The following is a 21,212-nucleotide window of genomic DNA, read 5'->3' on the forward strand; positions in this document are numbered from 1 at the left end:
CGGAGTCTTTTTTCAAACCCCGCCACAGACCTGAGCGCATGCAACGGACAGCGACAACGCTCGCGCTCGTCGCGCTCGTCGCGCTCGCGGGGTGTTCACTCCCGTTTGCGGGGAGTGACGCGCCCGGTGCGGGCGATGCGACCACCGCACCCGGCGTGACCGCGGAGGGAATCACCAACGAAACGGCGCTGTTAGCGGCGCACGTAGACGCCTTAGGAGCCCAGAGCTACGAAACCGACATCGTCATCAACGGCACCATCATCCGCGAGGAGCAGTCTGTCGAGTTCTCGCGCCACCAACAAGTGCTCGTCGCTGAAGGCTATTCGCCGTATCAGTATCGCGTGACCGAAACCGCCGGGGCGTCTACGGCGCAGTTCGACGTGTGGGCAAACGAGAGCGCCCAGTTCGTCCGCGTCCAGAGCGGCGGTAACACCCAGTATCAGCGCGGCAACCCACAACCGCCTGCGAGTCTCGCAAGCGCGTCGTTCATCGACACCTTCGTCGACGACAGCTACACCGTCGAGAGCACGAAGGAAGAAGACGGGCACACGTACACGACGCTCACCACGGACACCGCACCGGACAATGTGACGAACCTCGTGCAGGGCGCATCAGACGTGTCCAACTTCGAGGGGACCATCATCGTCACCGAAGACGGCCGCGTCCACGCCATGTCCATCACGATGGAGTACATGCTGAACGGGTCGAAAGAGACGATGACCGTCGAGTATCAACTCATCCAGAACGGCGCTCCAGTCGAAAAGCCGTCGTGGGTCTCGGGAGGCGAATAGGCTAGTATGTCGTAAATTTGACTCCTGCATATGTGTCAGAGTGTACCACGATTCCTCGTGCCGTTCCCTCAAGACTTAGGTTCGCTGGGTCCTGACCAACGAGTGTGTCACCCGTTGCACTGGTGTCTGTCATCGAACTTTCCCTCTCCGTCGATGGCTTCTTCCATGCATTAGAACAGGCCGTTCAGACTGCGACGGGACCGCTCGGCCTCTTTATCATCGCGCTGTACTCGTTTCTCATTGCGATTGTCCTCCCGCTACCGAGCGAAGTCGTCCTCGGCGCGCCACTTGAACTTGGTCTGCCTCACTCGGTCGAACTCGGACTCATCATCTTCGTCAGCGGGCTTGGCAAGGCCGCAGGGAGCGTGTTCGCCTTCCACCTCGGTCATCAGGCAAAGCAAGCCGGGCCAATCGTTCGTGCGCTCGAACGCTCCGGTATCGACATCGTCGCGTGGTCTGAGCGGCGCATCGTCGCGCTCGCCAAACGCTTCGGGTTCGTCGGCCTCGCCCTCGCGCTGTCCGTGCCCGGCTTCCCGGACACCCTCTCGATTTACGCATTCACCGTTTTAGAAGAGGACTACGTGAAGTTCGCCGCGGCCACGTTTGCGGGGAGCGTCGGGCGATTGTTGTTCACCCTCGGCGTCCTCGGGGCGTTCTCGTCAGTGTTCTAACAAAACGATACGCTTAGGCTCTGAGGCGGCGAATTTCACTACTATGGCAGCTAGTCGTCGCAGGTTCTCTGGCCAACTGCTCACCGGTGGGGTTATCATCATAATTGGGCTGCTGTTGCTCATCCAGACAACGGGTTTGTACGACACCGGCCGGCTCTGGGAGTTCGTCCCGTCGTTGTTCGTCCTCCTTGGCGTGTGGGCCATCGTCCGCAGCAGGGGGCGCAATCTCGTCGGGCCGGTGTTCCTCATCGTCGTCGCCGGAACCATCCAACTGCTCGTCCTCGATGTGCTTTCCGATGCGTTCGTCGCCCAGTGGTGGCCCCTCGGAATAATCCTCGTCGGGGCAGCAATCATCCTCAACCGGGCGCGCCGTCGTGACGTACCTGCCGAACTCGTAGACCGTCTCGATACGATTGTTGCCTTCGGCGGCGTAGAGCGCCGTCTCGCATCGAAAGCGTTCACCGGTGGCGAGGTGATGGCGATTTTCGGCGGCGCGGACATCGACCTCCGCGACGCGACGATTGCCCCGCCCGCGACGCTCAACGTCATCGCCATGTTCGGTGCCGCAGAGTTCAGAGTGCCCCCGGAATGGGACGTTCGCTTGGAAGTGTTGCCCATCCTCGGCGGCGTCGAAGATTCGCGCCTGCGCCACCCGATGGATGAAGACCGGGAGGCACCAGACCTCGTCATCACGGGCTTTGCGGCGTTTGGTGGCGTCGAAATCACCGACTGAGGCGCGAACCTTTTTATTCGATTGCGGACTACGGGCTTCTGTGACGCAGACGGCTCCGTTCCAGTTTTCGATGCGTATGTAGCCCGCGCTCCATACGGAGCCGTCGTCGGGAGGAAGTCGCGCAAATCGCCTTCATACGGTGGCTGCGTGGTGGAAACCCGATTTTTCAAGTCCTGTACCGAAGCGCGACCAGCAGCTAATGAACTAATGACACACGACCGAAATCGGCGGGTTTTACACCGCCACGAGAGTGAGCACAGAGTATGAGTCACGATTCGTTTCCGACGGACAATCCCGCGGTGGTGACCTGCGGGTTGCCCTACGCAAACGGCGACCTGCACATCGGCCACCTGCGAACCTACGTGGGCGGCGACATCTATTCGCGCGGCCTGCGCAAACTCGGCCAGCAGACGGCGTTCGTCTCCGGCTCCGACATGCACGGGACGCCCGTCGCCGTAAACGCGTGGAAGGAGGGCGTCACGCCCGAGGAGTTCGCACTGCGCTTCCACGAGAAGTACGAGGCGACGTTCCCGAAGTTCAACATCGCCTTCGACAACTACGGCCACACCCACGACGAGACCAACACGGAACTCACCCAGGAAATCGTCCGCAAACTGGACGAGGAAGGGTACATCTACGAGAAGGAGATTATGGTCGCGTGGGACCCCGAAGAAGACCAACCGCTCCCCGACCGCTACGTCACCGGGACGTGTCCCTACTGTGGGGAAACCGCGCGCGGTGACGAGTGCGACGAGGGGTGTGGTCGCCACTTAGAACCCGGCGAAATCGAGAACCCGACCAGTATCATCACCGGGAACCCCGCAGAGTACCGCTCGCGGCCACACAAGTTCTTCAACTTGAACGAACTGCAGGGCTATCTTCAGGAGTTCATCGATCGCTTAGAAGGGACGGACAACGCCCGCAACCAGCCACGCGAGTGGATTGAAGGCGAACTCCAAGACTGGTGTATCACCCGCGATATGGACTGGGGTATCGACTACCCCGGCGAAGGTGCAGAAGACCTCGTCCTCTACGTGTGGGTTGACGCACCAATCGAGTACATCGCTTCGACGAAACAGTACAGCGAACGCGTCGGCGCGGACGTGTACGACTGGGAGGAGACGTGGAAAGAGAGCGGCGAAATCGTCCACGTCATCGGCCGCGACATCATCCAGCACCACACCATCTTCTGGCCCGCAATGCTCCACGGCGCGGGCTACAACGAACCGCGCGCCGTCATGGCGAGTGGGTTTGTAAACTTAGACGGCAAAGGCTTCTCGACCTCGCGAGGCCGTGCGGTTTGGGCGGACGAGTACTTAGACGAAGGCTTCCACCCGGACCTCCTGCGATTCTACATCGCCACCGGCAGTCGCTTCCAGCAGGACATCAACTTCTCGTGGGAGCGCTTCCAAGAGCGCGTCAATTCCGAACTCGTCGGGACGGTCGGCAACTTCCTCTACCGCTCGCTGCTGTTCGCCCACCGCAACTACGAGGGGACGCCCGACGCAGAACTCTCCGATGAGGTGCGCGACCGCATCGAACAGGCCATCTCCGAGTTCGGCGACGGCCTGAACGACTACTCCATCCGGCAGGCGACGACCGCCGGTGTGCGCCTCGCCCAGTTCGGCAACGAGTACATCCAGCGCAACGAGCCGTGGAAGCTCACTGACGACGACCCAGAAAAGGCCGCACAGGTCATCTACGACTGCGTGCAGCTTTCGAAGGCCCTCGCCGTCATCCTCGCCCCCGCGCTGCCCGAGAAGGCGGATACTCTCTGGAGCCAACTCGGTGAAAACGGCTCGGTCCACGACGTGGGCATCGAGGCCGCCCTCGATGAACCACAGCCCGATTTCGACGCGCCGAGCGAACTGTTCGAGAAGATTCCGGACGAGCAGGTCGAAAAACTGAACGAGAAATTAGAACAGGCCATCGCCGCCGCGGCGGCTGAAGACGACGCAGACGAAGACGACGATTCCGACATGCCAGAACTCGAACCCCTCGCAGACGACCGTATCAGCTTCGACGACTTCCTCGCGCTCGACCTCCGTGTCGGGGAAATCGAACTCGCAGAGCCAATCGAAGGCTCCGACAAACTCGTCCGCCTCGAAGTGGATATTGGGATTGAAACCCGCCAAATCGTCGCGGGCATCAAGCAACTGCACGACGTAGACGATCTCGTCGGCGAGCGCGTCATCATCGTCGCAAACCTTGAGAAGGCAGAACTGTTCGGCGTCGAGTCGAACGGCATGTTGCTCGCCGCAGGCGACCAAGCCGACCTGCTGACGACGCTCGGTGACGCAGAACCGGGCACGAAGGTCGCGTAAGCACCGGCTGGTCGAGCAACCTATTTGTTGGTAGGGTGACGAATTCACGTATGTCACTCCGCCAGGCGATTGCGTTCCCCCGACTGATTATCGTCGCCGGATTTTTCTCGATTGTGTCCGTCTCTATTTCGATAGGCATGCAGGTCGAATCGACCGCGTCGCCGCGTCTCACGCAACTCGGCTTCGCCCTTGGGACCATCCTCCTCTCGATTGGACTTATCCACCACGCCTACACCCGGCTGTGGTGACGACCTCTCACAGCCTTTTTCCCGTGCTGTCCCTTCGTTTCGAGTAATGCGAAACGCCAAAATCGTCTGTACGCTCGGCCCTGCTTCTTCTGGGTCCGGCGTCATCCGCGACCTTGCGGACGCGGGGATGTCTGTCGCCCGACTCAACACGAGCCACGGCTCCACCGAAGCGCGAAAAGACCTCGTCAAAACCGTCCAGCAGGTGGACGACGCGACCACCGAACCGCTTTCTGTCCTCCTTGACCTCGCCGGACCGGAAGTCCGAACTGCACCCTTAGACGACTCCATTGTCCTCGAAACTGGTTCGACCATCGAGTTCTACGAAGGCGACGACGCCACCCCAGAGCGCGTCGGCCTCTCGGTGAGCATCGACGGTGTCTCCGAAGGCGACCGCGTCCTCTTAGACGACGGCCGCATCGAAACCGTGGTCGAAGCCATCTCCGAGGACGCCGTCACCGCCCGCGTCGAGAGCGGCGGCGAACTCAAAGGCCGTAAGGGTGTGAACATCCCCGGCGTAGATTTGGGCTTAGACGTGCTCACCGAAGACGACCGCCGCGAACTCGATTTAGCGGTCGAAGCGGGCGTGGACTTCGTCGCCGCGAGTTTCGTCGGGAGCGCAGACGACATCTACGCCGTCCGCGAAGCCCTCGAACAGCGGGGCGCGGCCATTCCCGTCATCGCCAAAATCGAGCGCGCGGATGCGGTCGAGAATTTGGATGAAATCGTCGAAGCCGCCTACGGCATCATGGTCGCCCGTGGCGACTTGGGCGTCGAATGCCCGATGGAGGACGTGCCAATCATCCAAAAGCGCATCATCCGCGCCTGTCGGGACGCTGGTGTGCCGGTCATCACCGCGACCGAAATGCTCGATTCGATGATTCACTCCCGACGTCCGACCCGTGCCGAGGCCTCAGATGTGGCGAATGCCGTCTTAGACGGCACCGACGCCGTGATGCTCTCTGCTGAGACGGCGGTTGGCGACCACCCCGTGCGCGTGGTCGAAACGATGAACCGCATCATCCGCGAGGCAGAATCGAGCGACGACTACGTCGAAGGGCGCGAACAGCGCATCCCGAAAGCCGGTGAATCGCGCGCCGAGGCACTTTCTCGCTCCGCGCGCTACCTCGCCCGCGACGTTGGTGCGAGCGCGGTGGTCGTCGCCTCCGAATCCGGGTACACGGCGCTCAAAACCGCAAAGTTCCGCCCGGAAGTGCCCATTGTCGCCGCCACGCCGAACGATGTGGTGCGTCGCCAGTTGACGCTCTCTGCGGGTGTCAACCCGCAGTACGTCGATTTGGGCGCGAGCGAAGGCGTGGGGACCATCATTGACCGCGCCGCACAGGCCGCCCTCGACGCGGGCGTCGCCCAAAGCGGGGACACCGTCGTCGTGGTGTCTGGGATGATGAGCGAACTCGAAGGGCGTTCGACGAATATGCTCAAGGTGCACGTCGCGGCCGAACCGATTGCGACCGGCCGCAGCGTGCACATGGGCCGGGCAGTTGGCCCCGCGGTGACGCTCTCAGACGGCGACCTCTCGGATGTGAAACCCGGCTCGATTCTCGTCCTCGATGAGAACTTCGACGACGAGTTCGACGGCGACCTCTCGGTGATTGCGGGCATCGTGGCCCGCCAGCCCGGCCTGACGGGGTATCCGGCGCTCGTCGCCCGCGAACTCGACGTACCGATGGTGAGCGACGCGGAGCTGTCGGTACCTGCGGGCACGACGGTAACCCTCGACGCTGAACGCGGCGTCGTCTACGAAGGTAACGTGTTGCGCGGCCCGCGACGGGAGCCCTTTTGAGGCGGGAGCAACTAGAGTAACGCATGTCTGATGGCGACTGGAAATACGAACTCGAAGACCTAGAAGACCCCGACGCCGAGGCGGACGCAGACTCGGGGCTCACCCCTGGCTCGCCGAAGCCAGAGCACATCGCGTTCGTCGTCCTCGGAGCGTTGCTCGCCATTTTTGCCCTCTCGCGGCTCCTCCTGTAGGCCAAACGTTAATCCACACCCCGTACCAAAGTGGGGTATGGTAGAGCTTCTCGACCAGTCGCTATCGCTGTTGCTCGTTATCGCGGGCACCATTCTCGTCGTTGCAGAAGCACTGGCACCGGGTGCACACTTCATCGTCCTCGGCGTCGCCCTGCTCGTCTCCGGTCTCATTGGTCTCTTTCTCGCCTCGTTTATCGGTCCGGCGCTCATGCCCTTCGTCCTCGCTGGGCTCGTCCTCGGCGTTGGTGGGGCTGCCCTCTGGGCGTACCGCAACCTCGATATCTACGGCGGAAAGGGGTCGGGCCAGACAAGTGACTCTGCCTCGCTCAAGGGCCAAACCGGCCGCGTCACCGAAGCGGTCACCCAGACCGCAGGCGAGGTGAAACTCGACGCTGGCGGGTTCAACCCCTACTACGCCGCCCGCTCGGTACACGGCGTGATTCCCGTCGGCGCTGAAATTGTGGTCGTAGACCCCGGTGGTGGCAACGTCATCACCGTCGAATCGCTCGAACTCGCAGAAGACGACATCGACCGCGAACTCGCCCGTGGACGCAGCGACGCAGAACGCGTTGAGCGGGAGTCTGAGTCGGACGTGGTCTGACGCTCCGGTAATTTCCTCCGTCTCGGTTGCAGAAAACATATGCGCTGTGACACTCCACTGTCTATCACCAGACATGAACCGCCGTACACTTCTGGGGGCGACTGGAGGCCTTCTTTCTGTTAGTGCAGGCTGTCTCTCTCGCTTTGACACATCCAAGAATACGGAAGATCCCTATTCCTCGTTTCGAGTTACGAATAGAACTACTAACCTTGTCACTGTAACTGTCACAATTACCCTCTCCGGAGAGGAGACACCAGCTTTTGATGAACGCCTTTCTCTTGACCCGAATGAAACAAAAGCATTCGACGAAATTCTTGAAGGCGAAACTACGTATGAATATTCTGCGGTTACTGAATCTGGAATACGTGCTAGGGATTCGTTTGACACCTGTGGGCGGGGTGACGACGGGTGTTGGCTAAACATAGCAATTTTCGAAAATCACATCGATATCAGTTTGCAGGCTTACTAGACTCAATAGGGCCCTCAATCCCCAAAATACGCCAGTCGGTGGCCAGTTTCGGAGGAACCCTTTTCAGCCTACCCTTCTAGAGATTCACATATGCTCCCTGTAATACCCTTGCAAACGCTGGGGCCGAACTTCGTGTTCTCGATTGGAGCGGTCGTGGCGCTGTTGCTCGCCATCATCATCGTTTACCAGATGGTCGAAATCGTCAACGCGTACGAAAAACGCGCGCTGACGGTGTTCGGTGAGTACCGCCGCCTACTCGAACCCGGTATCTCCTTTGTCCCGCCGTTTGTCTCCCGAACCTATGGCTTCGACATGCGTACCCAGACGCTCGACGTGCCGCGCCAAGAGGCCATCACGCGCGACAACTCGCCGGTGACTGCCGACGCAGTCGTCTACATCAAGGTGATGGACGCGAAGAAGGCGTTCCTCGAAGTCGAAGACTACAAAACTGCGGTTTCGAACCTCGCCCAGACCACGCTGCGCGCCGTCCTCGGTGACATGGAACTGGACGAGACGCTGAACAAACGCCAAGAAATCAACGCGCGCATCCGCCGCGAACTCGACGAACCCACCGACGAGTGGGGGATTCGTGTCGAATCGGTCGAGGTGCGCGAGGTCAACCCGAGCGCCGACGTCCAGCAGGCGATGGAGCAACAGACCTCCGCCGAACGTCGTCGTCGTGCCATGATTCTCGAAGCCCAAGGTGAGCGCCGCAGCGCCATCGAGCGCGCAGAGGGTGACAAGCAGTCGAACATCATCCGCGCCCAAGGGGCAAAACAGAGTCAAATCTTAGAAGCACAGGGTGACGCCATCTCGACCGTCCTGCGCGCGAAAGCCGCCGAATCGATGGGCGAGCGCGCCGTCATCGACAAAGGCTTAGAGACGCTCGAAGCCATTGGCCAGAGCGAATCGACCACGTTCGTCCTGCCACAGGAACTCACCTCGCTGTTCTCGCGCTACGGCAAGCACCTCACTGGCAGCGACGTCCAGATGAACGCAGACCAGCTGACGAGTCTCGAATTCGACGACGAAACCCGCGAGATGCTCGGGCTTGACGACATCGAGAAAATCCTCGGTGAAATCGACCAAGAAGCCGAAGTCGATATCGAAGCCATGGAGGAGGCTGCCCAAGCCGTCAAAGCGGGCTCTGCTGACATGCAGAGCATCGACGAGGCCATCGAAGAAATGGACTCGAAACTCAGCGACGACCTCGATGTAGACAAGTCGAAACTCAAAGCAGACGAAGCCAACGAAACAGAGCCTGAAGCAGAACCGGAAGCTGAACCTGAAGCAGAACGCGAGTGAATTTCAGCCAAGCGAAGGCGTTTTATCGCAGAGCGCCTAATTTCACCGCATATGTCTGGTGGCCAGAACGTCGACGAAAGCAAGCGGGCGACGCTTAAGCGGTTCGCTGCACTGGGTGCGGCAAGCCCGCTCGCCCGCCTCGTCGATTCCGGCCGAGACACGGGCGAGAGTGACGCTCGTGAGGCCATCGCTGGCTACCTCGCGGCCACCCCCGGCGCACACTTTTCGAAGATTCGTGACGACCTGAAACTCGGGACTGGCGAGACCCAACACCACCTGCGTCGCCTCATCGAGGCCGGTGCCGTCGAAAGTCGGCGCGACGGCGATTACAAACGCTTTTTCGCCGCGGGGCAGTTTACCGAGTTCGAGCAAATCGCGCTTGGCTATCTCCGGCGTGAAACCCCACGCGGGATGCTGATTGCACTCCTGCGCGACCCCGAAATCACGGCGAGTGTGCTCGCAGAAAATCTGGACGTGTCGCGACCAACGGTGAGCAAGTATGCTGCCGAACTCGAACGCGCGGGCCTCCTTTCGCGGGCCGATGGCTACGCGGTCTTGAAACCAGAAACCCTGCTCACGCTGCTCGTCCGCTACGCAAACTCCTTTGACGAAGACGCCGCAGCGTTCGCCGCAGACGCCGCCTCGCTGATTCGCTACGACCCTTAGACGGTGACCTTCCACGTCGTCGATGAGGAGTAGCCCCACTTTTCGACGTGAATGTCGAATTCGCCGTTTTCGATGGCCGTCATGTTCGTCCCGACCTCTTTTGCCGACAGTCCGAGGTCTTTGCCGATGAGCCGCGATTTGAAGTAGGTCTTCGTCTCGCCGCGTTCGCGCAGGTACTGGAGGATGCGCCGTTGTTTATCGGAGAGATTGACTGCTGCCGCGCTCGTGCTCATACTCCATTCTATGCGCGAGGGTACTTTAGCCGGTTTGGTACGGCCAGTTAACACGCCGCAGTCTTGCGGTTCTTGAGTCGAATACCCACTCTGTGACCGCCCCTGTTGGCCCCGTTGGTACAGCCGGTTAACGTCCACGCCCGAGTGAGACTCCACAGTGTGTACGTGTTAGCCGGCGAGCGGCGGTACTTCTTTATCAGTTGCCTTCATTACCTCACGACGGAGGTTTACCCTTGGAGATTTCTGATAAGCTCTTGTGTCTGTTCAGCGCGGACGTGACGGTCACCGACGACACGTACGTCGTCGAGATTCCACGTCGTGAAATTGAAACTGGTTCTATCGAAGCCGGCGAAACCTATCGAGTTGCACTCATCTCCCGCCAAGAGGCGGAAGAATCGCAGAGCAGCGACGCTAGCGAACCAGCACCATCGTCCGGGTCTACGGTCTCATCTGAGCCCCAACCACCCGTCGAAATCGGTGAAATCCGCTACGTCGAAATCGAAGATATCGGCAAGCAAGGTGACGGCATCGCTCGCGTCGAGCGCGGCTACGTCATCATCGTTCCGGGCGCTGAAGTCGGTGAACGCGTCAAAATCGAAGTGTCGGAAGTCAAGTCGAACTTCGCCGTGGGCGAAATCATCGACGACGACGTCCTCTAGGAACTTTTTGCTGTGGGGGGTCGCTGCGCGACCCCCTCTTGCAAAAACTTCCATGAAAAAGGCCGAGAGCGATACCTCGCTCTCGGGTGCTAAAACGTGGAGCGAGCGCGCCACACCGCGACGCTCCACAATTCGCTTCGTTCTCCGAAAAACAAGCTGCTAATGGAAGTTCTCGGTCAGTCTGAGGCTTCCATCTTCTTTACGCCCTCACTGGCGGCTTCGAGAGTATCCTCGTAGGACTCGTCCAGTGGGCTGAACTCGACGAGTTTCGTCCCAGCTTCGATGGTCACGTTGTGTCCAGGCTTGATGTAGTACACCTCGCCAGCCTCGACAACCTCCTCCTCATCTTCGAATCGGAGGGTCATCTGTCCTTCAATCAAAAATCCCCAGTGGGACGACTGACAGCGGCCGTCTGGTAGGTCTTTGAACATCTCATCGGTCTCGACGTGGGCGCTAAACGTTTCGTAGCCTACGTTCATGTTGCCGAGGTGCATCTCGCGGAGAACCATCTCGTCGTTCGAAACTTCGGTGGGAATCGATTCTATTTTCGTGTGCATTTGCGCTTCCCCCAAGGAGGATTGGGTGCACGAACGCTTCGTTAGATTCAGACGACCTACCGATTTGACCTATTAATAGTGAGTGTCCACTCTTCTAGCCGATAGCACGGTTGGCGTGTCGTTTCCAGCCAACAGCCCACTATTCAACTTCTCTGGGGTGGCGTCGTGATGACGGAACCGAGTGGGAAAATGGCAAAGGTGCCGCAACCCCCGAGGCTTTACCGCCGCCGAAAGTGGTTCCACTATGACTACTGCGGGAGCATCCTCTAAGCGCCCATGGCTGGCACTTGTGGGCTGTTTCATCGTCTCAATCGGGTTCAACGCCTACCTCTTTGCTCCCGCGAGCATCATGCCGTCGTTCGTCGCGGCGTTCGGCATCGACAAACCGACTGCCGGCCTTTCTATCAGCGCCGTCTTCCTCGCGTGGGGGCTGTTTCAGATTCCGAGCGGCTTCCTGATGGACCGCTACGACAATCGGAAACTCGTGTGGGCCGGGGTGTTCCTCTTTCTCGTCGTCTCTGTGGCAAGCCTGTTCGCCCCGACGTACCCGACGTTTCTCGCAACGCGGTTCGTTGGCGGCATCACGGCCGTCTTTCTCTGGACGGCGAACGCCAATATCGTCAGCCAGTCGTTTCCACAGTCACATCGGGCCCTCGGGACGAGCCTGTTCGTGGCGAGCGCCCCCGCCGGAGTCACGCTCGCGCAGGCCGCTGGGCCGACGCTCGAACCACTCCTCGGGTGGCGGGGCGTCGTGGCCGTGTACGCTGTCGTGACGCTCTGTGGCTTGCCGTTGTTCGTCTGGGCGCTCGATGAGCCGGTTCGGAACTCGTCTGTCCTCTCGGTGTCGAAATTCGTGGCCGCGCTGGGGAATCGCCGGGTGTTGGCCATCGCGGTCAGCAGCTTCTGTGCGTACTCTCTGTTCGTGTTTTTGAACTCGTGGATGCCCACGTATGCGACCGAAGTGATCGGGGTTGATATCGCCACCGCGGGCGCACTTGCCGCGCTGGTTCCCGCGATGGGACTGGTCGCCCGGCCGGGCGGCGGGTGGCTCTCAGACCACATCGGTGGCCGACGGCGACCGGTGATTACCGCCGCGTTCTTGCTCGTGCTTCCGGCGCTCATCGTCGCCGTGTTCACCACGTCTGTGGTCGGCTTTGTGGTTGCGCTGGTGCTCGCTGGCATTGGTTCGCAGCTCGGGACGGGCGTGTTCTACGTCTACGTAGAGGAACTGTCTCCGAGCGAATCCGGCGGGACGAGCCTTTCGGTGTTGATGACCATCTCTATCGCGGGGTCGCTCGTCGCGCCGGTCGCCGCTGGCTGGCTCATCGACGTCGTCTCGTGGACGATGACGTTCGCCATTGGCGGCTTGGTCGCTGTGTGCGGGATTGCCGCCTTGGCTCGCCTTCCAAAAACAACATCTAGTCACTGACAGCCGAACCAGACAGCCCACCCCTCAGCGGTCGACCGGTGTTCCGTCCCCTTGCTTTGCCCCTTCCGAATCGTGTACCACGATGTCGCCGTCGTCGGGAGTGGTACCTGTGTAGTTGTCGCGGACGCCGATGGCTTCCTCCAACTCGCGAATCGCGCGTTCTTTGAGCGCCGCTGCCAACGCCTCCGCCTCCTCACGTGAAATATCGCGGCCCAACCCTTCGCACTCGTGGGCGCGAACCATCCCTGCTTGGTCGACGGCTTCGCCCATTGGCTGGCTGGTGCCGCCAAGCGCCACACTGAATGGGTAGGTCTGGCAGATGAGCGGGCGGTCGTCGTGAATCGAACACGCACCCACACCGTCTTTTTCGACATAGAACGAGCAGTCGCCACAGCCTGTGGTCTGGATGGCCCATTCGAAGGTCTCGCCCGCTCCGTCGTCTAAGCCGTAGGGCATCGGCCGGGCCACGTCGCGCCAGTCGTACTCGTGGGTCTGCTGGATGTCCCTGATTTCGTCGGGGAAGATAGTCGCCGTGTGTGGGTCGTCGTCGTCGGCTTTACAGCACGCGCCACACCGGGTACACTCGAAACCGATCGACTCGATGGCGTCGGCTAACTCGGAAACAGCGAGCGAGCGGGCCGTTTCGAGTTCGGCTTCGAGGCTTTGCATACGCCTGCTACCGCCCGAGTGCTGAAAAACGCGTCGTCAGCGTGGACTGGCGCGTGCGCCGTCCCAGTCCACCTTGTGCTCGACGGCAAGTTTCTCTAGGTGGGCGGCGACGGTTCCCTCCGCGAGCGGTCGCACCGCAGAGATGTCCTTTTCGTAGGCCGCGTCCGTGATGGCCTCCAGCGTGGTCGCCCCCTCGCGGACGGCGGTGAGCACGCGCTGCTCGCGGTCGAGTCGGTGGCGAATCAGGCGCGCACAGGTCTCACGCACGTTCTCGATGTCCTCACCGTGGCCCGGATACAGCCGCGGGGGGTTGCGGGCGGCGAGCCGGCGCAGGGAGGTGAGATAGGCGCGAATGTCGCCCTCGCCCGCGGCGACGACGACGCTTCCTTCGGCGACGGCGAGGTCGCCCGAGAAGATGCCATACTCGCTTTCGAGGGCGACGTGGTCACGCGCGTGGCCCGGCGTGTCGAGGACGGTGACTTGCTCGCCACTCCCTGCAGTGAGCGTCGTGCCCTCGATGCAGGTGCGGTCGGGCGCGACGCCGGTCGCGTCCTCGAAGGCGGCTTCGCGCCCTCGGCGCGCCCACACAGTCGCCCCAGTCTCTGCGGCGTAATCGGCGACGCCACCAACGTGGTCGGGATGGGTGTGGGTCACCAAGATGTGTGCGACCGTTCGTCGGGAGACTTCGCGGTCGAGGCCGTCGCTCCGGGCGGCGGGGTCTACGAGAATCGCGCCGCTCGTCCCGATGAGGTAGGCGTTGGTCGCCCCTTCCGGTGCGTAGGTAGCGACGCTCACGGGGCGTTTACAGACGGGTTCCATACCACAAAAACGTGGGTGGGTGACGAAAAGACTGGGTTCAGTTTTTCAGCGTGTAGACCTGCTTGCGCGCGTCGTGAAACGAGTAGCGCGAGTTCACGAGGTCGACTTCTTCGAGGCGGTTGAGCGCGTAGCGAACCGTGCGGTCTGGGAGCAGCGATTCGTCCGCGAGTTGGCCCTGTGAGAGCGGCGATTCGCCTTCGAGGACTTTTGCGACGAGCTTTGCGCTTGGGGGGAGCTCCCGCAGTCGCTCGCGGAACTCAGGATCTGCGAGTGGTGATTCTTCGGCCGTGCGAGTACGTTCCTTGGTGGTCGTGCTCATACCACTGGCTCAGCGAAGGTCTGTGGTAAATCTTGTCTCTATACACATCCAAATAATAGGGATGCATAAGTGCATATAATCATCCTTTAAACATAGAAGGTTGACCAGTCATGCTCGTTGTCATGTTCGGGCGCTACGCGCGCCGGAAGTGGTCTATTTGTGGATTGTCACCGTGGCGGTGGTAGCGACCAAGCGGTGCGTTACAGCCCGGACAGTGGATGACCACGAGGCGCGGGCGTTCGTGACGGATGAGTTGCTCGGTCGCGTAGTCGTTGCCGCAATGCGTACACGTCGGCATCGTACTATGTAGTTTGGTAGCAAGGGGCATAATTATGCCGCTCTTACCCGCTTTGGTCAGACTGTTCCAGTATCGTTTTATCCCCCCAACAGAGTAGTGAAGGTAGCGTGAAAGGGCAGGAGTGGTACCAGGCGGACGAGGTGGCCGAAGAGTACGATACAAAGCGGTTCTCTCGCGGCGGCCGACTCATCGACCGCCGGGAAAAACAGGCGTTGCTCGATGCCATAGGCGACCTCGAAGGCAAAGCCGTCCTCGAAATCGCCTGCGGGACCGGTCGGTTCACCGTGATGCTCGCAGAGCGCGGGGCTGACATCATCGGTCTCGACATCTCGACGGCGATGCTCCAACAGGGTCGCCACAAGGCACAGGCCGCGGGCGTCGCAGACCACATCGAGTTCATGCGCGGCGACGCCGCCCGTCTGCCGTTCCCCGACAACCACTTCGACATCGTGTTTGCGATGCGGTTTTTCCACCTCGCAGATACGCCTGCCTCGTTCCTCTCTGAGATGCGCCGTGTCTCGAAGGAAATCGTCTTTTTCGATACGTTCAACGCGCCGAGTGCGCGTTCTGTGTACAACTGGCTGCTCCCGATGGGCTCGCGCCTCTACACCGAAGACGAGGTCTCCTCGCTGTTTCGCGAGACCGACCTCTCGCTCGAACACGTCGAACACGACTTCCTCTTGCCCTACGGCTTCTACCGAAGCATTCCAAACGGCATCGCCTCGACGGCGCGCCGTCTCGACACCTCGCTTGGCGACACCCCACTCGGTGACCTCGCTTCCGTGTCCTACTGGAAAGCGACGATAAATTAACAGGTTCGCGGCCCTGAACACCGGGTATTTTTACCTATCCGTGGCGCTATCGAGTACTATGAAGCTCTCGGTGGTCATCCCAACGCTCAACGACCGAGAGCGCCTCGTTCGCAGCCTCGATTCGCTGCGTGAACACGCTCCTGCCGTCGAATGCGTCGTCGTAAACGGCCCATCGACCGACGGCACGACGGGCATGATTCGTGACCGCGACGATGTCGCGACGCTCGTCGAAATCGCAGACCGAAACCTGAACGTCGCCCGGAACGCCGGGGCCGTGCGGGCGACCGGCGACGCGATTGCCTTTCTCTCCTCGAATCGCGCCATCGAACCCGGCTGGTACGAAGCCGTCATCGAGCGTCTCGAAACGGCAGATGCCGCCACGGGCCCGACCCACCGCGAACTGCGGACGGGTCTCGCCTCCGAAGTCGTCGAATCGCGCTCGATTGCGGGCCGCGAGGTCACCTACATAAACGGGTCGAACGCGGCGTTCCACCGCGACGTCCTCACCGAGTTAGACGGCTTTGACGAATACCTCCAGACAGGGGGTGCCCGCGACCTCTCGCACCGCCTCGCAGCAAACGGCTTTTCTGTCGGCTGGGCGGGCAAAATGTGCGTTCGAAGTGGCCTCGAAGCAGACGGCGGCCGCCACGAGCGCGACTGGGGATGGAAGTATCGTGCCCTCTCGTATCGCCTCGTGAAAAACTACGGCATCCGACCGACCGTCGCCCGTCGGATGTTCAGCCACGGTGCGTCGGATGCCGTGGGAACGCTTCGTGACGTTGCTCGCGGCGAGGCGACGCCCTCGAGTTGGGTGGGCAACGGCCGCGACGTGCTGAGAGGGATGGGTCGGGGCACCGCAGACGCGGTGTTCGCGCGGCGAAAAGACAAACACACCCGACGCAACCCGAACGGCATTTCCGCACGCGCAGACCGTGCGGTCGAAGTGTACACTTGGCGTTAAGGTGCGAGCGCGTCGATGACGCGCGAAGGATTTTTCGAGAACACGCGAGCCATGGCGTCTTCCGGCACGTCGAGCGTGAGTATCTCCATCACCGAGACGTTTGGGTGGGTGTCGGGCGCGCCGCTGCCAAACAGCACCCGGTCTGGATGTTCGCGGATGGCGCGTTCGAGCTGGCCGCGATACCGGACGAAACTCGTGTCGAGATAGAGCGAGTCGTAGTCGTCTAACAGCGAGATAGCCTCGCCCATCAGGCCACGGTTGAGCGGATGGCCGCCGAAGTGTGCGAGAATCACGGGCACGTCCCAGTCGAGAAACGCCTCTGCGACGGCCGTTGGGGGGAAACTCTCGCCCCCGCGCACGAGCAGCGGAAGCGACACGTCTGCGAGTTGCTCGACAACTTCAGTGTCTGGGATGCCGTCTGTCTTCGGGTCGAGCATGAAGCCGCTGAAGCGGTCGTCGTAGGCGTAGCGTTCGACGTCCTCGGGCGAGGTGTGGTGGGGTTTGCGTCGAGCGGTGAGATTGCGCACCCGCGCACCGAGTCGTGCGTCCGCATCGAGCGCGCCGTTGATGCGGGCGAACGCGACAAACGGGCGTTCGACGCTCATTCGGGCGACGGCGTTGTTCGCCCGGAGGTAGTTCCCTTCGACAGAGCCGGGATAGACGACGGCTTTCACGACACCTGCTTGATGAATCTCGCGCTCTAAGTTCTCCGGGCCGATAGCGCGGCCGCGTTCTGAGACACCTTCTTCCGCCGTGCTGAGACGGGTGTGTACGTCCACAACACGGAATCCGTGTTCCAACTCCAGCATTTCACAAGGCATGGTTGGGGTGGGATATGGTCGTACCGATTCATGTCTGATGAAATACGTGTCGGTGGGAGTGAACACGCCCGCTTTGCCCCACGGTTTTCGAGTTGGCTGGCGGAGACTATCATATAGTTGAACGACCCTCTCACCAGAATGCGCCGCGCTACACCGTCGCTTGCGTGCGATTTTTTCGCACAGGCAGCAATCTTTATATAGAATTGTAAACATTCCTATAGCGAGGTTTCAATTATGTCACAAGCATTCTACGCCGGGGGTCAGCCCCTTTTCATTCTGAGTGAGGGAACGCGACGAACCCGCGGGCGCGACGCCCAGGGGTCGAACATCGCAGCAGGCAAAGCCGTAAGCGGCGCGGTTCGTACGACACTCGGGCCGCGTGGGATGGACAAGATGCTCGTCTCGTCGTCCGGTGACGTGGTCATCACGAACGACGGCGCGACCATCCTGAACAAGATGGACATCGAGCACCCGGCCGCCCAGATGATTGTCGAAGTCTCCCAAACCCAAGAGGACGAAGTCGGTGACGGGACGACCACCGCGGCAGTTCTCGCTGGCGAACTGCTCGCCAAGGCAGAAGACCTGCTCGAAGACGACGTCCACGCGACCACCATCGTAGAGGGCTACCACGAGGCCGCCCGCCTCGCCCACGAGGCCATCGACGCGCAGGTACTCTCCGACGAACTCGACGACAACCTGCTCGAAAAGGTCGCAGAGTCCTCGATGACCGGCAAGGGAACCGGTGACGTGGCCGCAGACGTGCTCGCAAGGACTGTTGTGAAGGCAATCCGCCACGTCCAAGGCAAGAAGAAAGTCGAGCGCGACAACGTTCGCATCCACACGCAGGTCGGCTCGTCGTCGTCTGCGACCGAACTCGTAGAGGGCGTCATCCTCGACGAGGAACCCGTAAACGAGAACATGCCACGGACGGTCGAAGACGCGACCATCGCCGTCCTCGACATGGAACTCGACGTGCGAAAGAGCCACGTCGATGCCGAGTACAACATCACCTCCATCGAGCAGCTAAACGCCGCAATCGAGGCAGAAGAGGGTGAACTCCGCGGCTACGCTGCGGCCCTCAAAGACGCCGGTGTTGACGTGGTGTTCGCCACCGACGACATCGACGACCGCGTCGGCTCGTTCCTCGCCAAAGCCGACATCCTCGCCTACGAAAACGTGGGCAAGAAGGACGCGACGGCCATCGCCCGGGCGACCGGCGCGACCCGCATCGGCACGCTCGAAGACGTCTCCGACGACGACTTCGGCCACGCAGACCGCATCCACGTCCGCCGCTTTGGCGACGAGGAACTCACCTTCCTCGAAGGTGGCGCGGCCGCAGAGTCCGTGACCGTCTTCGTCCGCGGCGGCACCCAACACGTCTGTGACGAACTCGAACGCGCGCTCGAAGACGCCCTCGACGTGGTCACCGCGGCCCTCGACAAAGGTGGTGTCGTGCCCGGTGCGGGCGCGACCGAAATTGCGGTTGCAGACTACATCCGTGCGAAATCCGCGGGTATCGAGGGGCGCAAGCAACTCGCCGTCAACGCCTTCGCGGACGCGGTGGACATGCTCCCGCGCACCCTCGCAGAGAACACCGGGATGGACCCCATCGACGCGCTCGTCGACCTCCGCTCGCGGTTCGAAGCCGAGGGTCGCGCAGGCGTCATCGCAGAAGGGCAGACCGGCGTCATCGGTGACCCGCTCGAATACGGCATCATGGACCCGGCCGCCGTCAAGCACGAAGCGGTCGAATCGGCCACCGAAGCCGCGACCATGATCGTCCGCATCGACGACGTCATCGCCGCAAAATAAGCTCACCCACCCACTTCGACGCGTGGTAACGACCAGTCGAAGCGAAGGGCCAGTAATCGCAACAACACGACCGTCGCGGCGCAGGCCGCGGCCGAAAGCTGTTCGCCCACGCCATTTATCGTCGCTACCCAGAATACGATGCCACCAGCGATGGCGCACGTCGCGTAGAAATCTTCTTTGAGCACGCCGGGCACGCGCTGGAGCAGTATGTCAGAGATAAGGCCGCCGCCGACGCCCGTGAGCGTGGCGAGCAAGACGATACCGAACCCTGAGACGCCCGCGTCCGCACCGACGAGCGCGCCCGTGGCGGCGAACGCGGCGAGGCCGATGGCGTCGGGGACGAGAATCGCGGAGTGTTGGACCCAGTTTTTCCGACTCCGTGAGAGTACGAGCGCGAGGACGACGCCCACGAAGGCAATCGTCACGTCGTCGGTTGATTGGAGCGCGTTCGGAATCGCGCCGACGAGCACGTCGCGGGTCATTCCGCCGCCGAGGGCGGTGAGGATGCCGAGCACCGCGACACCGAGCACGTCTAAGCGCTCTTCGATGGCTTTGAGCGAGCCGGTGACGGCGAACGCGAGCAGCCCGACGATGTTCATGACGGCGAAGGCGTCGAGCATCACCACGACAGTTCGACGCGGTCGCCGGGGTCGAGCGAGAACGCCTCGTCGCCGCGCCCGCGGTTCACCGCAAGTTCGACGTTGCCGTGGCTCCCGACGGTGACGACCTTCGCGCCGATGCCGACGGCCGCGAACGTGTGTCCAACGGGAACCTGCAGGTCGCCCACGCGCAGCACGTCTTTGTCTGCGAGGACGTGCCCCGGAATGTTCGTAATCACGTTGCCAAAGTCATCGACGACGAGCACCTCACCTTCTGCGCTTCCGGCGTTGAGGACGGGGTCGGGGAAGCGTTCGATTGCGTAGTCGTCGGTGGGCGTCACGCCGTCTATGACTGCGAGCGCGTCTACGCCTGCGTCGTGGATGATCGCAGCCCACGGCGCGAACACGTCGCGGCCGTGGAAGGTCGCACTTGCGGGGTTTTCAGCGTCGAGTTCGAAGACCTCGATGTCGTCTGCGAGGGAATGGGCTGCGGGCAGCGCGACGCCGTTGTCGGGCGCGACGATGGCGTGGTCACCCGCGCGCACGGCGAGGGCTTTGCGGTCGGTGCCGACGCCGGGGTCAACCACGACGAGGTGGACGGCCGGTGGGAAATGAGGGAGCACCTCGCGGAGCCAAAACGCCGCGGCGCGCACGTCTTGGCGTGGAAACTCGTGGCTCACGTCGACGAGGCGCGCCTCACTTTGCTGGAGGATGACGCCTTTCATCGCCGCCGGATAGGGCGAGCCGAAATCAGAGGAGAGCGTAATCATCCGTCGTTTGCGTCCGTGTCGCTTACGTGCTGGATGCGCTCGATGCCGTCGATTTCCTCGATGACCTCCGCCACTGCATCTGGGACGAGTTCCTCCCAGTCGGTGCCATCTATCATGCGCGCGCGGACTTCGGTTCCTTCGAACACCGCGCGGTTGAACATGGGCGATTGTCGCACCGTAACGCCCGCCTCTTTGAACAGGCGGACGACGAGGGGGTTGTTCGAGTAGGCAACGTCGAACGTCGGGCTCATGCTCTGGACGTGGCTCACCCAGACGGAGTTGCGGTCTAAGTCCTCGATGGGAACGGCGTAGGTGACGAGGTCTAAGTCGGTGAGCGCTTTCGTTATCATCATGATGCGCTCGCCCGCGGTGAACGGGTCGTTAGTGGAGTGGCTGTCACCGGCGCTCCCGATGCCGAGGACGAGTTCGTCTACGTCTTCTGCGATGCGCTCGACCATCGCAAAGTGTCCGTTGTGGAACGGCTGGAAGCGGCCGATGAAAAACCCACGAGTCATACCCGGAGTTACAAGCCGGGTTTATAAAATCCGTCGGGTCGGCCGAATCGGCTGGCAAGTTTCTCCGCAACCTCGCTCAGTCCGGGAGTTTCGGTCGTGTTTGCCCGGGACAATCGGGGAGAAAGTATATCAAAGGATA

At 61.5% G+C, this 21,212-nt stretch carries 25 protein-coding genes; 15 read left to right on the forward strand and 10 right to left on the reverse strand.

Going from position 1 to position 21,212, the window contains the following annotated elements; genetic code table 11:
- Window positions 1-38: 38 nt before the first annotated feature.
- From V5N12_RS06140 to V5N12_RS06185, 10 genes are all read left to right on the forward strand, one after another.
- Window positions 39-791 carry a DUF7537 family lipoprotein gene (locus tag V5N12_RS06140; RefSeq protein WP_332898272.1) on the forward strand — a complete coding sequence of 251 codons (753 nt, stop codon included), beginning with the start codon at window positions 39-41 and terminating at the stop codon, window positions 789-791.
- A 104-nt stretch (window positions 792-895) separates the two neighbouring features.
- Window positions 896-1,462, forward strand: a complete 567-nt coding sequence (locus tag V5N12_RS06145) for a YqaA family protein (RefSeq protein WP_442904928.1) — start codon at window positions 896-898, stop codon at window positions 1,460-1,462.
- Window positions 1,463-1,505: 43 nt separating this feature from the next.
- Entirely contained in the window at window positions 1,506-2,195 is a 690-nt protein-coding gene (locus tag V5N12_RS06150; protein ID WP_332898273.1) for a LiaF transmembrane domain-containing protein, read from the forward strand.
- A 263-nt stretch (window positions 2,196-2,458) separates the two neighbouring features.
- Window positions 2,459-4,519, forward strand: a complete 2,061-nt coding sequence (gene metG / locus V5N12_RS06155; protein ID WP_332898274.1) for a methionine--tRNA ligase — start codon at window positions 2,459-2,461, stop codon at window positions 4,517-4,519.
- Window positions 4,520-4,569: 50 nt separating this feature from the next.
- Window positions 4,570-4,767: a hypothetical protein gene (locus tag V5N12_RS06160; RefSeq protein WP_332898275.1), complete on the forward strand. Its 198-nt coding sequence runs from the start codon at window positions 4,570-4,572 to the stop codon at window positions 4,765-4,767.
- A gap of 46 nt (window positions 4,768-4,813) precedes the next feature.
- Window positions 4,814-6,568, forward strand: coding sequence for a pyruvate kinase (gene pyk, locus V5N12_RS06165; RefSeq protein WP_332898276.1), 1,755 nt, complete (start codon window positions 4,814-4,816; stop codon window positions 6,566-6,568).
- A 23-nt stretch (window positions 6,569-6,591) separates the two neighbouring features.
- Window positions 6,592-6,759, forward strand: coding sequence for a DUF7312 domain-containing protein (locus V5N12_RS06170; protein ID WP_332898277.1), 168 nt, complete (start codon window positions 6,592-6,594; stop codon window positions 6,757-6,759).
- Between the two features lie 37 nt (window positions 6,760-6,796).
- Window positions 6,797-7,360 carry an NfeD family protein gene (locus tag V5N12_RS06175; RefSeq protein ID WP_332898278.1) on the forward strand — a complete coding sequence of 188 codons (564 nt, stop codon included), beginning with the start codon at window positions 6,797-6,799 and terminating at the stop codon, window positions 7,358-7,360.
- 559 nt (window positions 7,361-7,919) lie between these two features.
- A complete protein-coding gene (locus V5N12_RS06180) occupies window positions 7,920-9,134 on the forward strand; it encodes an SPFH domain-containing protein (RefSeq protein ID WP_332898279.1) in 1,215 nt (404 codons plus the stop codon).
- 51 nt (window positions 9,135-9,185) lie between these two features.
- Window positions 9,186-9,800, forward strand: coding sequence for a winged helix-turn-helix transcriptional regulator (locus V5N12_RS06185; protein ID WP_332898280.1), 615 nt, complete (start codon window positions 9,186-9,188; stop codon window positions 9,798-9,800).
- Here the strand turns inward: V5N12_RS06185 and V5N12_RS06190 are convergent.
- Window positions 9,797-10,033: a DUF7123 family protein gene (locus tag V5N12_RS06190; RefSeq protein ID WP_332898281.1), complete on the reverse strand. Its 237-nt coding sequence runs from the start codon at window positions 10,031-10,033 to the stop codon at window positions 9,797-9,799. The two genes, V5N12_RS06185 and V5N12_RS06190, sit on opposite strands and share 4 nt — an antisense overlap.
- 233 nt (window positions 10,034-10,266) lie before the next feature.
- Here V5N12_RS06190 and V5N12_RS06195 point away from each other — a divergent pair, with 233 nt between their 5' ends.
- A complete protein-coding gene (locus V5N12_RS06195) occupies window positions 10,267-10,692 on the forward strand; it encodes a TRAM domain-containing protein (RefSeq protein ID WP_332898282.1) in 426 nt (141 codons plus the stop codon).
- A gap of 176 nt (window positions 10,693-10,868) precedes the next feature.
- Here the strand turns inward: V5N12_RS06195 and V5N12_RS06200 are convergent, their stop codons facing one another.
- Window positions 10,869-11,249, reverse strand: a complete 381-nt coding sequence (locus V5N12_RS06200) for a hypothetical protein (protein WP_332898283.1) — start codon at window positions 11,247-11,249, stop codon at window positions 10,869-10,871.
- Between the two features lie 244 nt (window positions 11,250-11,493).
- Between V5N12_RS06200 and V5N12_RS06205 the strand changes: the two genes are divergently transcribed.
- Complete coding sequence (locus V5N12_RS06205) at window positions 11,494-12,678, forward strand: MFS transporter (RefSeq protein WP_332898284.1); 1,185 nt, start codon at window positions 11,494-11,496, stop codon at window positions 12,676-12,678.
- 24 nt (window positions 12,679-12,702) lie between these two features.
- On the opposite strand, the gene V5N12_RS06210 is transcribed toward V5N12_RS06205, so the two are convergent.
- From V5N12_RS06210 to V5N12_RS06225, 4 genes are all read right to left on the reverse strand, one after another.
- Entirely contained in the window at window positions 12,703-13,347 is a 645-nt protein-coding gene (locus V5N12_RS06210; protein ID WP_332898285.1) for a YkgJ family cysteine cluster protein, read from the reverse strand.
- 36 nt (window positions 13,348-13,383) lie between these two features.
- On the reverse strand, window positions 13,384-14,166 hold the full coding sequence (locus V5N12_RS06215) for an MBL fold metallo-hydrolase (protein WP_332898286.1): 783 nt from the start codon (window positions 14,164-14,166) through the stop codon (window positions 13,384-13,386).
- Between the two features lie 37 nt (window positions 14,167-14,203).
- On the reverse strand, window positions 14,204-14,485 hold the full coding sequence (locus tag V5N12_RS06220) for a MarR family transcriptional regulator (protein ID WP_332898287.1): 282 nt from the start codon (window positions 14,483-14,485) through the stop codon (window positions 14,204-14,206).
- A gap of 133 nt (window positions 14,486-14,618) precedes the next feature.
- The gene (locus V5N12_RS06225; RefSeq protein WP_332898288.1) at window positions 14,619-14,783 is read right to left on the reverse strand and encodes a hypothetical protein; all 165 of its coding nucleotides are present in this window, start codon (window positions 14,781-14,783) and stop codon (window positions 14,619-14,621) included.
- Window positions 14,784-14,890: 107 nt separating this feature from the next.
- On the opposite strand from V5N12_RS06225, the gene V5N12_RS06230 reads away from it, so the two are divergent.
- Both V5N12_RS06230 and V5N12_RS06235 read left to right on the forward strand, forming a co-directional pair.
- On the forward strand, window positions 14,891-15,595 hold the full coding sequence (locus V5N12_RS06230) for a class I SAM-dependent methyltransferase (RefSeq protein WP_332898289.1): 705 nt from the start codon (window positions 14,891-14,893) through the stop codon (window positions 15,593-15,595).
- A gap of 58 nt (window positions 15,596-15,653) precedes the next feature.
- Window positions 15,654-16,556, forward strand: a complete 903-nt coding sequence (locus tag V5N12_RS06235; RefSeq protein WP_332898290.1) for a glycosyltransferase family 2 protein — start codon at window positions 15,654-15,656, stop codon at window positions 16,554-16,556.
- On the opposite strand, the gene V5N12_RS06240 is transcribed toward V5N12_RS06235, so the two are convergent.
- Window positions 16,553-17,365, reverse strand: a complete 813-nt coding sequence (locus V5N12_RS06240) for an amidohydrolase family protein (RefSeq protein ID WP_332898291.1) — start codon at window positions 17,363-17,365, stop codon at window positions 16,553-16,555. The two genes, V5N12_RS06235 and V5N12_RS06240, sit on opposite strands and share 4 nt — an antisense overlap.
- A gap of 246 nt (window positions 17,366-17,611) precedes the next feature.
- Between V5N12_RS06240 and thsA the strand changes: the two genes are divergently transcribed.
- Entirely contained in the window at window positions 17,612-19,189 is a 1,578-nt protein-coding gene (thsA, locus tag V5N12_RS06245; RefSeq protein WP_332898292.1) for a thermosome subunit alpha, read from the forward strand.
- A 2-nt stretch (window positions 19,190-19,191) separates the two neighbouring features.
- Here the strand turns inward: thsA and V5N12_RS06250 are convergent, their stop codons facing one another.
- The 3 genes from V5N12_RS06250 to V5N12_RS06260 are packed head-to-tail and all read right to left on the reverse strand — an operon-like array spanning window position 19,192 to window position 21,073.
- On the reverse strand, window positions 19,192-19,809 hold the full coding sequence (locus tag V5N12_RS06250; protein ID WP_332900077.1) for a trimeric intracellular cation channel family protein: 618 nt from the start codon (window positions 19,807-19,809) through the stop codon (window positions 19,192-19,194).
- A complete protein-coding gene (locus V5N12_RS06255) occupies window positions 19,809-20,558 on the reverse strand; it encodes an SAM hydrolase/SAM-dependent halogenase family protein (protein WP_332898293.1) in 750 nt (249 codons plus the stop codon). Before V5N12_RS06255 ends, V5N12_RS06250 begins: the two co-directional genes overlap by 1 nt.
- Entirely contained in the window at window positions 20,555-21,073 is a 519-nt protein-coding gene (locus V5N12_RS06260; RefSeq protein WP_332898294.1) for a nicotinamide-nucleotide adenylyltransferase, read from the reverse strand. The genes V5N12_RS06255 and V5N12_RS06260 overlap by 4 nt, the downstream gene beginning before the upstream one ends.
- Window positions 21,074-21,212 lie beyond the last annotated feature (139 nt).

The organism is Haladaptatus sp. CMSO5, from assembly GCF_036689885.1.
Classification (GTDB): Archaea; Halobacteriota; Halobacteria; order Halobacteriales; family Halococcaceae; genus QDMS2.